This is a genomic window from Microbacterium sp. (assembly GCF_031178445.1).
GTDB lineage: Bacteria > Actinomycetota > Actinomycetes > Actinomycetales > Microbacteriaceae > Microbacterium.
In genome coordinates this window covers 108,423-120,933 of record NZ_JAPSIY010000007.1, presented here as the reverse complement: position 1 = coordinate 120,933, position 12,511 = coordinate 108,423, and the positions used below count along the sequence as shown (strand labels likewise).

Here is a 12,511-nt window from a genome sequence, read left to right as displayed (position 1 = left end):
CAGTGGTCTGCGCGGCTCAGCGGGCCAGCAGAGCGACCGCTTCGAAGTGATGCGAGTGCGGGAACAGGTCGAACGCCCGCAGCGACTCCACTTCCCAGCCCAGCCCGCGGAAGGTGCCCAGATCCCGAGCCAGCGCCACCGGATCGCACGCGACGTACACGACGGCCTGCGGGTCGAGCGCATGGATCGACTCCACGACACCGCGTCCCGCGCCCGCTCGAGGCGGATCGAGGACGACAGCTCCGGCGCGGATGTCGTCGGGAAGACGGTCCAGGAACCGGTCGACGCGGGCAGTGACCGCCTGCGCGCCGAAGCGCTCGAGGTTGCGCGCGGCATGCTCGGTGGCGCGGCGATCCGACTCGACCGTCACGAGGTCGATCGCGCCGTGCTCGGCGAGCGTCGAGGCGAACAGCCCCACGCCGCCGTACAGGTCGAAATGCGTCGACTCCGGATCGACCCGGCCCGCGAGCGCTTCCCCGACCGCGGCGTGCAGCGTCGAGGCCGCCTGCGGATGCACCTGCCAGAAGCCGCCGGCATCGAGCGCGAACTCCCGGTCGCCGACGCGTTCGAAGACGACCTCGGGCCGGGGGCGTCGCTCGCGGCGCCCCTCGGGACGAGGCAGGACACGCACCCTGCCGTCCCCCGGCTCCACCAGGTCGACCCGCCCCGGACGGTGGCCGTGCAGCGCAAGGGCTGCCTCGGCGACCGCGGCACGCGCGAGGGGCATCGAAGCGACGTCGATCACCCGGTGGCTGCGCGCGGCGAACGGGCCGATGCGGCCGTCGTCGTCGACGTGCAGCGACACCCTGGTGCGCCATCCGGTGCCGTCGCCGGCGTCCACCGCCCGCACCTCCGGAGCATCCAGCCCGGCTCCTGCGAACTTGTCCAGCGCCTCCTGAAGCACGCGGCGCTTGAGCGCCCGCTGCTCATCGAGCGCGATGTGCCCGAGGTCCGCTCCGCCGACGCGGTCTTCCGGTGCGCGCGAGACGTCCGCCTCCGTCCAGACGTGCTCCCTGCGGTGCGGCGAGGCCTCGAGCACCTCGAGAGTCTCGGCTCGCCAGAACGACGCCTTACCCGCATCCGAGATTCGGGCGCGCACCCGCTCCCCCGGTATCGCGTCCGCGACGAACACGACGCGTCCCTCGTGGCGGGCGATGAAGGTGCCGCCGTGAGCGATGCCGGTGATGTCGAGATCGAGCACGTCGCCCGCGGAAGAGGTCATCCTTCGATCTTCTCAGATCATGTGGCGTTCTTCCCGGTTACCGTGGAACCATGCGCGTCTGCCTGGCCTCCACGTCCCCTGCTCGTCTGATGCTGCTGCGGCAGGCCGGGATCGAGCCGCTCATCGTCGCACCCGACGTTGACGAGGACGCGGTCGCCGCGGCCGCCGAAGCGCAGCGCGGCGCGCCGCTGACGCCTGGAGAGCTCGTGCTGCTGCTCGCCAGGGCGAAAGCCGCCGACGTGGCCCGTCGCCTGCCTGCGGAGCATCCGCGCTTCGACGGGATCGTCATCGGAGGCGACTCCATGTTCGCCCTCGACGGGCAGGTCTACGGCAAGCCGTACACGCCCGCCGCCGCCCGCGAACGGTGGCGGCGGATGCGGGGAGCCACCGGGGTACTGTTCTCCGGGCACTCCGTCTTCCGCATCCGGCCCGACGCCGAACCTGTGGAGGCCACCGCGATCGCCGAGGCGTCCGTGACCTTCGCCGACGACGTCACGGATGCCGAGCTCGACACCTACATCGCCAGCGGCGAGCCCCTGCACGTCGCAGGCGCCTTCACCGTGGACAGCCTCGGCGGCGCGTTCATCACCAGGGTGGAAGGCGACCCATCGACCGTCGTCGGCATGTCGCTGTCGACCCTGCGGCGCCTGACGGGCGAGCTGGGCCTGACCTGGACGGACCTCTGGAACGCCGGTGCACTCGCGGCGTCCCCCACGGCACAGTGAGCCGCGCACGACGGTTCCGCGGATTTCTTGTGGGGAGTCGTCAAAAAGATCGGGCGCGCACTCGCTAGGCTGACAGTCATGCCTGATATCGCCAAGGTGCTCATCGCGAACCGCGGCGAGATCGCCGTACGCATCATCCGCGCCGCCCGGGATTCCGGGATCTCCTCTGTCGCCGTGTACGCCGACCAGGATCGCGATGCGATGCACGCGCGACTCGCGGACGAGGCCTACGCCCTCGACGGCGCCACCAGCGCCGACACCTACCTGCAGATCGACAAGATCCTCTCCGTCGCCCGTCGCTCGGGCGCCGATGCCGTGCACCCCGGCTACGGCTTCCTGGCCGAGAACGCCGACTTCGCCCGTGCGGTCATCGGTGCCGGCATGATCTGGATCGGCCCCTCGCCCGAGGCGATCGAGGCCCTGGGCGACAAGGTGACCGCGCGCCACGTCGCCGAGAAGGTCGGCGCGCCCCTCGCGCCGGGAACCCCGGGGCCGGTCGCGGATGCCGCAGAGGTCGTCGCGTTCGCCGAGAAGGTCGGCCTGCCGATCGCCATCAAGGCCGCGTACGGCGGCGGCGGACGCGGCCTGAAGGTCGCCCGTGAGCTCGACGAGGTCACCGAGCTGTTCGAATCGGCCACCCGGGAGGCCGTCGCGGCGTTCGGCCGCGGAGAGTGCTTCGTCGAGAAGTACCTCGACAAGCCGCGTCACGTCGAGACCCAGTGCCTCGCGGACGCCGCCGGCAACGTGGTCGTCATCTCGACCCGCGACTGCTCGCTGCAGCGCCGCCACCAGAAGCTCGTGGAGGAGGCACCGGCTCCGTTCCTCACCGAGGAGCAGAACCGGGCACTGTACGAGGCGTCGAAGGCCATCCTGAAGGAGGTCGGCTACGTGGGAGCCGGCACCTGCGAGTTCCTCATCGGCGCCGACGGCACCGTCTCGTTCCTCGAGGTGAACACCCGCCTGCAGGTCGAGCACCCGGTCTCCGAGGAGGTCACCGGCATCGACCTGGTACGCGAGCAGTTCCGCATCGCCGCCGGCGGCATCATCGACTACGACGATCCGCAGCCGCAGGGGCACTCGATCGAGTTCCGCATCAACGGCGAGGACCCCGGTCGCGGCTTCCTCCCCCAGCCCGGCCCGATCCACGTGTTCAAGACGTTCGGGGGCCCCGGCACGCGACTGGACTCCGGCGTCACCGCCGGCGACGCGGTCTCGGGTGCGTTCGATTCGCTGCTGGCGAAGATCATCATCACCGGGCGTGACCGCGCCGAGGCGCTGGAGCGCTCGCGTCGCGCCCTCGACGAGTTCGAGGTGTCGGGTCTTCCGACCGTGCTGCCCTTCCACCGCAAGGTCGTGCGCGACCCGGCGTTCACCGCCGAGAACGGCGAGTTCGGCGTTTACACCCGCTGGATCGAGACCGAGTTCGTCAACGACATCCCCGCGTGGGACGGCGAGCTGGAGGATCCGGCCTCGGCGCCGGGCAGGCACACCGTGACCGTCGAGGTCGGCGGCAAGCGGCTCGAGGTCAGCCTTCCCGATCGCGTCGCCGCGCCCGTCGCGGGCACTGCCGGCAGGCCGGCCGTCGTGCCGCCGTCGCGCCGCAGCCACGCGACCGTCGCGAATGCAGGCGCCGCGGGTGACGCGGTCAAGTCGCCCATGCAGGCCACCGTCGTCAAGGTCGCCGTCGAGGAGGGCCAGCAGGTCGTCAAGGGCGATCTGGTCGTCGTGCTCGAGGCCATGAAGATGGAGCAGCCCCTCCAGGCGCACAAGGACGGCGTCATCGGCAACATCAACGCGGACGCCGGTGCGACGGTCTCAGCCGGTCACCAGCTGCTCACCATCAGCTGACCGGAACGCACACGCGGAAGGCGCGCTCCCCGTTCGGGTGGGCGCGCCTTCCGCGTATCCGGAGGCGGATCTCAGGAGATGTTCACCAGGTGCATCGCGCGGCTCGCGTCGGTGATGCTCGTCGACAGCGAGGGGTACGCGGCGAACACGCGCGACACCTGATCGACGGTGAGACGACGCTCGACGGCGACGGCGAGGGGGTAGATCAGCTCTGATGCCTTCGGCGCCACGATCACCCCGCCGATCACCGTGCCCGAACCCTTGCGGGCGATGATCTTCACGAAGCCGTCCTTGATGCCCATCATCTTCGCGCGCGGGTTGGCGGCCAGTGGCAGCTTGTGCACGATTCCGTCGGCGAGTCCGTTCTCGACGTCCTGCTCGGAATGGCCCACTGTGGCGATCTCGGGGGCGGTGAAGATGTTCGCGGTGATCTTGCGCTGCTCCAGCGGGATCACGATGTCGCCGAGGGCGTGGAAGACCGCGGTGCGCCCCTGCATGGACGCCACGGAGGCGAGCGGGAAGAAGTTCGTGCAGTCGCCCACGGCGTAGACGTTGGGCACCGAGGTGCGCGCGACCCGGTTCACGCGGACGTGCCCCGACTCGGTGAGCTCGACGCCCGCCTCCTCCAGGCCGATGTCGTGGGTGTTCGGGACGGAGCCGACCGCCATCAGGCAATGGCTGCCCTCGACCGTGCGCCCGTCGACGAGGCTCACCTTCACGCCGTCTTCGGTGCGCTCGACCTTCTCGGCCCGTGCCTTGGACAGCACCTGCATGCCACCGCGCTTGAACACCTTCTCGAGCACCTTCGCCGCATCCTTGTCCTCACCAGGGAGGACCTGGTCGCGGCTCGACACCAGGGTCACCTTCGCGCCCAGATTCATGTACGCCGACGCGAACTCGGCGCCGGTCACGCCCGACCCGACCACGATGAGGTGTTCGGGCAGCTGCTTCATGTCGTAAAGCTGCGTCCAGGTGAGGATGCGCGTGCCGTCGGGCTTGGCGGAGTCGAGTTCACGTGGCGACGCGCCCACCGAAACGACGACTGTGTCGGCCTCGACGCGGTCGAAGTCGGTGCCGCCAGGCGAGGTCGAGACGACGATGGCGTTCGGTCCCTCGAGACGGCCGTGGCCCGAGAGGATGCGCACACCCGCTTCGAGCAGCGTCGAACGCATGTCCTCCGACTGCTGGCCGGCGAGGGCGAGCAGTCGTTTGTTGACGGCGGCGAGGTTGATGGCGATCTCAGGCTTGAGGGGCTTGCCGTTCGCACCCTTGGCGTAGAACTGCACACCCAGGTCGGATGCCTCCGAGATCGCGACGGCGGCGTCGGCCGTGGCGATCAGGCTCTTCGACGGCACCACGTCGGTCAGCACGGCGGACCCGCCCACACCCACCCGCTCGACGAGCGTGACCTCGGCTCCCAGCTGCGCGGCGGCCAGAGCTGCTTCATACCCACCCGGGCCGCCACCGAGGACGGCCACACTCTGCCTGTTCGCGAAGGGAGTCTGTGACATGGTCTCCATTCTTCCGCAATCCTGGCAGTGCGACCTGCACGTTCCTAGAGTGGACTCATGCCAGAAACGTCCATGCACCCCCTCGACGCCCCGAACGCGAATCCGTTCGAGGTCGCAGCGCAAGCCGCCGCCGACATCGCGCGGCTGACAGGGGTCGATCACCACGACATCGCCCTGACCCTCGGCTCCGGCTGGGGTAAGGCGGCCGAACTCATCGGCGAGACCGTCGCCAGCATCCCCGCCACCGAGGTCACCGGGTTCTCCAAGCCGGCCCTGGAGGGCCACGTCGGCACCCTGCGCAGCATCCGCACCCCCGGCGGCAAGAACGTGCTCGTCATCGGCGCCCGCACCCACTACTACGAGGGCCACGGCGTGCGCCGAGTCGTGCACAGCGTGCGCACGGCGGCAGCCACCGGTGCCGGGATCATGGTGCTCACCAACGGCGCCGGCGGCGTGCGCGAGACGTGGACGCCGGGTCAGCCGGTGCTGATCAGCGACCACATCAACCTCACCGCCGACTCGCCGCTCGAGGGCGCCACCTTCATCGACCTCACCGACCTGTACTCCAAGCGCCTGCGCGACATCGCCAGGACCGTCGACGCCACGCTTGACGAGGGCGTGTACACCCAGTTCCGGGGCCCGCACTACGAGACCCCGGCAGAGGTGCAGATGGCCAAGGCCATCGGCGGACACATCGTCGGCATGTCGACCGCGCTGGAGGCCATCGCGGCGCGTGAGGCCGGAATGGAGATCCTCGGCTTCTCGCTCATCACGAACCTCGCCGCCGGGATCCAGAAGACCCCGCTCAGCCACGAGGAGGTCATCGAGGCCGGCCGCGAGGCGGAGCCTGTCATCTCGGCCCTGCTGGCCAGAGTGATCGAGGCGCTGTGAACGCCGTCGACCGGCTCACCCAGGCGCGCGCCTGGCTGCGTCAGGATCCGGACGCCGAGACGCGCGACGAGCTCGCCGGTGTCATCACCCGTGCAGCAGGCGGCGACACCGCCGCCCTCGCCGACCTCGACGATCGCTTCGGCTCACGCCTGGCGTTCGGCACGGCTGGTCTGCGCGGCGCACTGGGCGCCGGCAGCAACCGGATGAACAGGGTGCTGGTCGCCCAGGCGGCCGCCGGGTTCGCCGGCTACCTGCTGCAGCGCGCCTCCGGCACGCCGACCGTGGTGATCGGCTATGACGGCAGGCGAAACTCGCGGCGCTTCGCACTCGACTCGGCCGAGCTGTTCGCCGGTGCGGGGCTTCGCGCGATCCTGCTTCCCCGCCTGCTGCCGACCCCCGTGCTCGCGTTCGCGGTGCGCCATCTGAGCGCGGATGCCGGGGTGATGGTGACAGCCAGCCACAACCCTCCGAACGACAACGGCTACAAGGTGTATCTGGGCGGCGCAGACCAGGGCGCGCAGATCGTGTCGCCGGTGGACGCGCAGATCGCCGCGCACATCCAGCGTGTGGCGGACGCCGGCGACATCGGCGTGCTTCCCCGCTCCGACGCGTACGAGACAGCCGGAGAGGACGTGATCGACGCCTACGTCGCCGCGACCGCCGCGCTCGCCCCCGCACCGTTCGGCGTGCAGGAGATGCGCTGGGTGTACACCGCGATGCACGGTGTGGGCTGGGAGACGCTTTCGCGGGTCGTGAAGACGGCCGGCTACCCCGCTCCGCGGGTGGTCGACGAGCAGCGCGACCCGGACGCCACGTTCCGGACCGTGGCGTTCCCGAACCCGGAGGAGCCGGGGGCGATGGACCTCGCCTTCGCGCGCGGCCGCGCCGCCGATGCGGAGTTCGTGATCGCGAACGACCCCGACGCCGACCGGCTCGCCGTCGCGATACCGGATGCCGCGGCCGAGGGGGGCTGGCGCCGCCTCACCGGCAACGAGGTGGGTCTGCTGCTGGGCTGGCGCGCCGCGAAGGCCGCCCAGGTCGCCCCCGCGGAGGCCGGACAAGGCGCGTCGCTGGCGTGCTCGCTGGTCTCGTCGCCCGGGCTCGGCGCGATCGCCGAGAAGTACGGACTCGGTTTCCATGAGACGCTCACCGGCTTCAAATGGATCTCGCGCGCCCCGGGGATGGTGTTCGGCTACGAGGAAGCGCTGGGCTATCTGGTGAATCCCGAGACGGTCCGTGACAAGGACGGAATCTCGGCAGCCGTGGCGATGCTGAGCCTCGCCGCAGAGGCGCGCGGCCGCGACACGACCATCGCCGGCCTGCTCGACGAGCTCGGTGCCGAGATCGGGCACTTCGCGAGCGGCCAGGTCTCCATCCGAGTCGACGACCTCTCTGTGATCAGCCGGCTGATGCTGTCGCTGCGTGCGGACGCACCCGCGGCGTTCGGGGCGCGCGCCGTCGCGAAGGCGGAGGATCTCGCGCAAGGTGCGGAAGGGCTGCCTCCGAGCGACGTGCTGCGGTACACGCTCGCCGATGGCTCGCGCGTCATCGTGCGCCCCAGCGGCACCGAGCCGAAGCTCAAGGTCTACATCGACGCCCGAGGGGAGACGGCCGATACGGCGCGAGCCGCTGTCGTCGAGCTGGAGAGCGCTGTTCGGGAGCTGCTCGCGGAGCGCCGATGACCACGCTCCGCAGGCGGGTCGCGATCGCCGTCCACGACGGGGTGCACGCGCGGCCCGTCGCGGAGCTGGTGCGGCTCGCTCAGGCGCATCCCGATGCGGTGACGCTGTCGACGGCCGACGGTGCGCGTGTCGAGCTGACCAGCGTGCTCGCACTGATGGATCTGGGACTGCTGCCGGGGGACGAGGTGACCTTCGAGGTCGCCGACTCCCCGGGCGCGGCCGATCTGCTCGACTCGCTGACGGCCGTGATCGCGCCGCGCTGACTTGCGGAGCGGGTCGCGACCGAGCACGCTCGTCAGCCCTCGATGACCGCGACCAGCTCGTCGAGGAAGGTCTCGAAGCTCGTCGCGCGTCGCAGGATCCGCTGCACGCTATCGCGCTCGCTGAACACCTCGACGAACTGCTCGAACACGGTCTGGAACGCGTCGCGGTCGCTCTCACTGAACGCGGCGAGTGCGACCACCTGCACCCGGCCGTTCCCCCAGGCGACCGAGCCGTCGGCGATGCCGATCGCGATCGCGGTGCGCCGTGCGGTCATCTGAAGGGCGTGGGGCACCGCGAGCGCGTCGGTGAACGCCGTCGACGACATCCGCTCTCTGGCGATGGTGTTCTCGACGTAGTCCTCGCCGATGAGGCCGGATGCGGCGAGCAGCCCTCCGAGCCGGCGGATGATCTCCTCCTCCCCCGCATCAGGGAGCGGTGCGAGGAACGCGTCGGCCGAGAAGTAGCGCTGCAGTTCTTCGCGCAGCCGTCGCAGCCGCCTCGAGCGCCGGACACGCGCGGCGGCCTGCTGCACGCGCTCGATGTCGGCCTCGCCGAGGAAGGGCTGGATGCGCACGATGCGCTCATCGGCGCCGGCGACGGGGATCGTGCTCAGCACGAGATCGGTGTCGAGCTCTCCCCAATCCGGATCGACGCTCGTGTCGACCCTAACGACCTCGATCAGCCGGCCGAGTGAACGATCGACGCTGGAGCGCAGCAGCTCCTGCAGCTCTTGATAGCCGGGGCACACGATCGTCGCGGTCAAGATCGCGTCCGCGGCGCGGCTGCGCTCGAGCCGACCGCCGACGTGCATGGCGATGTAGGCGATCTCGTCTTCCTGCAGGGGCACGCCGAGGCGGTCGTGCAGGCCGCTGGCTATCGACACCGCCACCTCGAAGATCATCGGATACGACGACTTCAGCGACCGGGTGAGCGGGTTGCGGGTCCAGGCCTGCTCCCGAGACCGCCGCAGCAGGTTCTGCACGTGCAGCGCGAGTCGCACGATGAAGACATCATCGACCAGATCGACCTGATAGTCGTGCGCGGCCTGTTCGATCTCGGCGCGGACCGCCCGCTCCACGTCCGGGTCGGTGCTGCGCGGCACCCGGCGCTGCGCATCCTGCCCCGGGGTGACCACTCGCGTGAGCACGAGGTTCGCGAGGTGCTCCTGATCGCCGCGACCGAGGGTGACGCCGAAGTGCTCGCCCGCGAGCCGGGCGATCGTCTCGCCGACCGCGGCGACCGCCGCATCCGCGGCATCCGCGGCGCTCTCCAGTGCACGACCGACGGCGACGCGCTCGGCGGCGATGGTGATGTGCAGCAGCACGTCGCTGATGGCCAGCTCGTTGACGTAGTAGCCGAGGGCTCCGAGCTCTCCGACCAGGGCGGTCTTGAACGGACCGACGGCCCGTGCCGGCACCGCTTCCGGTGCGAGAGCGCGCTGCAGCGCGTCCGCTCGAAGGGGCCCCGCGTCCATCTCGTCCTGCGCGAGCCTGCTCAGGAGGCGCCGCAGCGCCTGTTCGTCGCCGCGCAGGCGCACGCGATCGTGATCGCGTTCCAGCCTGACCGCGCCGCCCTCGAGCAGTGCACGCACCCTGGCCAGATCGTTCTCAAGCGTGGTCTCGCTGACGTGCAGCGCAAGGGCCGTCTCGTACACGTCGATACCGGAGGCCTCGTCGACGAGTGTGCGGATGAGCCGGTGCAGCCGGGCGCGGGGTGTGTCGTGCGCGGCGGCGGCGCCGAGCGCGTCGAGTGCACCCGGCCCTGAACGGTACCCGGCGGGCCCGGACTCGACCGCGTCCGCACCCGGTGTGCGGGCGTTGAGCGCGGCCACATAGGTGCGGATGCTGCGCGGGGTCACGCCGAGCTGATCGGCCAGGCTCGCCGCCGTCGCCCAGCCGTCGTGGCTGAGGAGTGCGGAGAGGAGCTGGTCCTGGCGCTGACGCGACATCTCCCGCCTTCCTCGTCGACGACCCGTGCGCCTCCATGATGCCAGTCCCCCCAACCGGGCGGGCGGAAACCGACGTTCCGCGGGGGCGGAAGGAAGCCTGCTGGAAGACCGCTGGGAGCGAAGGGCACACTGATGCTGGAAAGGGGCATCGATGCGGATCCTGGTGGTGTGCGGGGCGGGTGCGTCCAGCACGTTCGTCGCACAGCGACTGCAGCGTGCGGCGGTGTCCGCCGGACTGCCGTGGGCGACGGAAGCTGGCACCGAGAGCAGCGCGCTCTCAGCCGCCGGAGTGGACCTGGTGCTGCTCGGACCGCACCTCGCCGACCGGGCCGACGACATCCGCGCGGCCCTCGCAGGGCGCTCGCTCGTCGTTCCGCTCCCCGACGACGCCTTCACCGACCTCGACGGCAGCCGCACGCTGCACCTCGTCCGCGACGCGATGGCCGCGCCGCACGACCGGAAGGAAAACCCATGACCGCCTCCTCCCGCACCGTTCGCGTCGGATCGTCGCACGGACTGCACGCCCGACCCGCGAAGCTCTTCGCACAGGCGGCGAAGGATGCCGGCATCCCGGTGACCATCGCCAAGGACTCCGGAAAGGCCGTCAACGCCGCCAGCATCCTCAGCGTGATCGCCCTCGGCATCGACTTCGGAGATCACGTCGTGATCAGCGCGGACGGGGAGGACGCGGAGAGCGTGCTCGACACCCTCACCGAGCTGCTCACCACCGATCACGACGAGGACGCATGAGCATCCTGCGCGGTGTCGGTATCGGACAGGGCGTGGCGACCGGCACCGTCGTGCGCATGGCCGAGGCCCTCCCCGCCCCCGAGAAGCAGACCAGCGCGATCGGCGCGGACGCCGAGCGGGCTCGCGCTCGCGAAGCCGTCGCTTCGGTCGCGGCGGAGCTGCAACAGCGCGCGGACGCAGCAGGGGGCGCTGCCAGGGAGGTTCTGGAGGCCCAGGCGATGATCGCCGAGGACCCGACCCTTCAGGATGAGGTCGACAGCCGCATCGACGAGGGCAGCACCGCCGAATGGGCCGTGCACGACGCCTTCGCCGGCTTCCGTGCCACTCTCGAGGCCGTGGGCGGCTACCTCGGCGAGCGCGCTGCCGACCTCGACGACATCGCCCAGCGGGTGCTCGCCCGCCTGCGCGGGGTACCCGCGCCGGGGGTTCCGGACCCTGGACACCCGTTCGTGCTCGTGGCGCGCGACCTCGCCCCCGCCGACACGGCGCTGCTGAATCTGGAGCAGGTGCTCGCGCTGGTCACCACCGACGGCGGTCCGACTTCGCACACCGCGATCCTCGCCCGCGAGAAGGGGATCGTCGCGCTCGTGGGCGCCGCCGACGCCGTCACGCTCGCCGACGGGCAGACGGTGGTGGTGGACGCCGCCGCGGGAACGGTCAACGCCGCCCCCACGGAAGCCGAGATCGCCGCCGTCGCCGAACGCATCGCCGCACGCACCGCCGAGGACGCTGCACCGCCCGCTCCCGGCGCGCTCGCGGACGGCACGCCGGTCAGCCTGCTCGCGAACCTCGGCAAGCCCGCGGATGCGGCGGACGCGGTCGCGCGCGGCGCCGAGGGCGTCGGGCTGTTCCGCACCGAGTTCCTGTTCCTGTCCTCCGCCCAGGCGCCGACGATCGAGCAGCAGCGCGCGGCGTACATCGAGCTGCTCACGGCGTTCGAGAGGAAGAAGGTCGTCGTGCGCCTGCTGGACGCTGGTGCAGACAAGCCGCTGGCGTTCCTGAACGACGCGCACGAGGACAACCCGGCGCTGGGGCTGCGCGGGCTTCGCGCGCTGCGCGCCAGCGAGGACATCCTGCGCGAGCAGCTCACCGCCCTCGCCGAGGCGGATGCCGCCACCGCATCCGACCTGTGGGTGATGGCTCCGATGGTGACGACCGTGGAGGAGACGGCGTACTTCACCGCGCTCGCCAAGGAGTACGGACTCAAGACGGCCGGGGTGATGGTGGAGGTGCCCGCCAGCGCGCTGCTGGCCGACCGCGTGCTCGCACACGCGGACTTCGCCTCCATCGGCACGAACGACCTCACGCAGTACACGATGGCCGCCGACCGCCTGCTCGGCTCGGTCGCCTCGTTCCAGGACCCCTGGCATCCGGCGGTGCTCCGCCTGGTACGCGAGGTCGGCTCGGCGGGGGCCCGACTCGGCAAGCCGGTGGGCATCTGCGGCGAGTCCGCTGCGGATCCCCTGCTCGCAGTCGTGCTGGTCGGCCTCGGCGCCACAAGCCTGTCCATGGCACCGTCGGCGCTCGCCGACGTGCGCCGCTCGCTCGCCGCGCACACCCTCGACGACGCGCGGCGCATCGCCGATGCCGCGCTCACCGCGGATGACGCGGCGGGCGCGCGCGACGCGGCGCGTGATGCCGCAGAGCCCTCGTTCTCGCAGTAACCCGAC

At 71.0% G+C, this 12,511-nt stretch carries 11 protein-coding genes; 8 read left to right on the top strand and 3 right to left on the bottom strand.

The genetic code is table 11. The features are described from left to right. Window positions 1–16: 16 nt before the first annotated feature. Complete coding sequence (locus RIN43_RS11445) at window positions 17–1,222, bottom strand: TRAM domain-containing protein (RefSeq protein WP_309129052.1); 1,206 nt, start codon at window positions 1,220–1,222, stop codon at window positions 17–19. Window positions 1,223–1,272: 50 nt separating this feature from the next. Between RIN43_RS11445 and RIN43_RS11440 the strand changes: the two genes are divergently transcribed. Both RIN43_RS11440 and RIN43_RS11435 read left to right on the top strand, forming a co-directional pair. Further along, window positions 1,273–1,947: a nucleoside triphosphate pyrophosphatase gene (locus tag RIN43_RS11440; protein WP_309129051.1), complete on the top strand. Its 675-nt coding sequence runs from the start codon at window positions 1,273–1,275 to the stop codon at window positions 1,945–1,947. 78 nt (window positions 1,948–2,025) lie between these two features. Next, window positions 2,026–3,795, top strand: coding sequence for a biotin carboxylase N-terminal domain-containing protein (locus RIN43_RS11435; protein WP_309129050.1), 1,770 nt, complete (start codon window positions 2,026–2,028; stop codon window positions 3,793–3,795). A gap of 71 nt (window positions 3,796–3,866) precedes the next feature. Here RIN43_RS11435 and RIN43_RS11430 read toward each other — a convergent pair whose 3' ends face one another. After that, complete coding sequence (locus tag RIN43_RS11430; protein WP_309129049.1) at window positions 3,867–5,315, bottom strand: NAD(P)H-quinone dehydrogenase; 1,449 nt, start codon at window positions 5,313–5,315, stop codon at window positions 3,867–3,869. Between the two features lie 48 nt (window positions 5,316–5,363). Here RIN43_RS11430 and RIN43_RS11425 point away from each other — a divergent pair, with 48 nt between their 5' ends. The 3 genes from RIN43_RS11425 to RIN43_RS11415 are packed head-to-tail and all read left to right on the top strand — an operon-like array spanning window position 5,364 to window position 8,142. Further along, window positions 5,364–6,197: a purine-nucleoside phosphorylase gene (locus RIN43_RS11425; RefSeq protein WP_309129048.1), complete on the top strand. Its 834-nt coding sequence runs from the start codon at window positions 5,364–5,366 to the stop codon at window positions 6,195–6,197. Further along, a complete protein-coding gene (locus RIN43_RS11420; RefSeq protein ID WP_309129047.1) occupies window positions 6,194–7,879 on the top strand; it encodes a phospho-sugar mutase in 1,686 nt (561 codons plus the stop codon). Before RIN43_RS11425 ends, RIN43_RS11420 begins: the two co-directional genes overlap by 4 nt. After that, window positions 7,876–8,142 (top strand): HPr family phosphocarrier protein, encoded by a 267-nt coding sequence (locus tag RIN43_RS11415; RefSeq protein ID WP_309129046.1) that lies wholly within the window; start codon window positions 7,876–7,878, stop codon window positions 8,140–8,142. Before RIN43_RS11420 ends, RIN43_RS11415 begins: the two co-directional genes overlap by 4 nt. A gap of 32 nt (window positions 8,143–8,174) precedes the next feature. Here the strand turns inward: RIN43_RS11415 and RIN43_RS11410 are convergent, their stop codons facing one another. Continuing rightward, window positions 8,175–10,091 carry a PTS sugar transporter subunit IIA gene (locus RIN43_RS11410; protein WP_309129045.1) on the bottom strand — a complete coding sequence of 639 codons (1,917 nt, stop codon included), beginning with the start codon at window positions 10,089–10,091 and terminating at the stop codon, window positions 8,175–8,177. Between the two features lie 151 nt (window positions 10,092–10,242). Here RIN43_RS11410 and RIN43_RS11405 point away from each other — a divergent pair, with 151 nt between their 5' ends. The 3 genes from RIN43_RS11405 to ptsP are packed head-to-tail and all read left to right on the top strand — an operon-like array spanning window position 10,243 to window position 12,505. Continuing rightward, window positions 10,243–10,566 carry a hypothetical protein gene (locus tag RIN43_RS11405; RefSeq protein ID WP_309129044.1) on the top strand — a complete coding sequence of 108 codons (324 nt, stop codon included), beginning with the start codon at window positions 10,243–10,245 and terminating at the stop codon, window positions 10,564–10,566. After that, complete coding sequence (locus RIN43_RS11400) at window positions 10,563–10,841, top strand: HPr family phosphocarrier protein (protein WP_309129043.1); 279 nt, start codon at window positions 10,563–10,565, stop codon at window positions 10,839–10,841. The genes RIN43_RS11405 and RIN43_RS11400 overlap by 4 nt, the downstream gene beginning before the upstream one ends. After that, window positions 10,838–12,505 (top strand): phosphoenolpyruvate--protein phosphotransferase, encoded by a 1,668-nt coding sequence (ptsP, locus tag RIN43_RS11395; protein WP_309129042.1) that lies wholly within the window; start codon window positions 10,838–10,840, stop codon window positions 12,503–12,505. The genes RIN43_RS11400 and ptsP overlap by 4 nt, the downstream gene beginning before the upstream one ends. The last annotated feature ends 6 nt before the right edge of the window (window positions 12,506–12,511 follow it).

Coding starts and splice junctions, on each gene's coding strand:
- RIN43_RS11430 (WP_309129049.1), bottom strand. CDS start 5,315: ATGGAGACCATGTCACAGACTCCCTTCGCGAACAGGCAGAGTGTGGCC.
- RIN43_RS11415 (WP_309129046.1), top strand. CDS start 7,876: ATGACCACGCTCCGCAGGCGGGTCGCGATCGCCGTCCACGACGGGGTG.
- RIN43_RS11400 (WP_309129043.1), top strand. CDS start 10,563: ATGACCGCCTCCTCCCGCACCGTTCGCGTCGGATCGTCGCACGGACTG.
- RIN43_RS11440 (WP_309129051.1), top strand. CDS start 1,273: ATGCGCGTCTGCCTGGCCTCCACGTCCCCTGCTCGTCTGATGCTGCTG.
- RIN43_RS11410 (WP_309129045.1), bottom strand. CDS start 10,091: ATGTCGCGTCAGCGCCAGGACCAGCTCCTCTCCGCACTCCTCAGCCAC.
- RIN43_RS11445 (WP_309129052.1), bottom strand. CDS start 1,222: ATGACCTCTTCCGCGGGCGACGTGCTCGATCTCGACATCACCGGCATC.
- RIN43_RS11405 (WP_309129044.1), top strand. CDS start 10,243: ATGCGGATCCTGGTGGTGTGCGGGGCGGGTGCGTCCAGCACGTTCGTC.
- ptsP (WP_309129042.1), top strand. CDS start 10,838: ATGAGCATCCTGCGCGGTGTCGGTATCGGACAGGGCGTGGCGACCGGC.
- RIN43_RS11435 (WP_309129050.1), top strand. CDS start 2,026: ATGCCTGATATCGCCAAGGTGCTCATCGCGAACCGCGGCGAGATCGCC.
- RIN43_RS11425 (WP_309129048.1), top strand. CDS start 5,364: ATGCCAGAAACGTCCATGCACCCCCTCGACGCCCCGAACGCGAATCCG.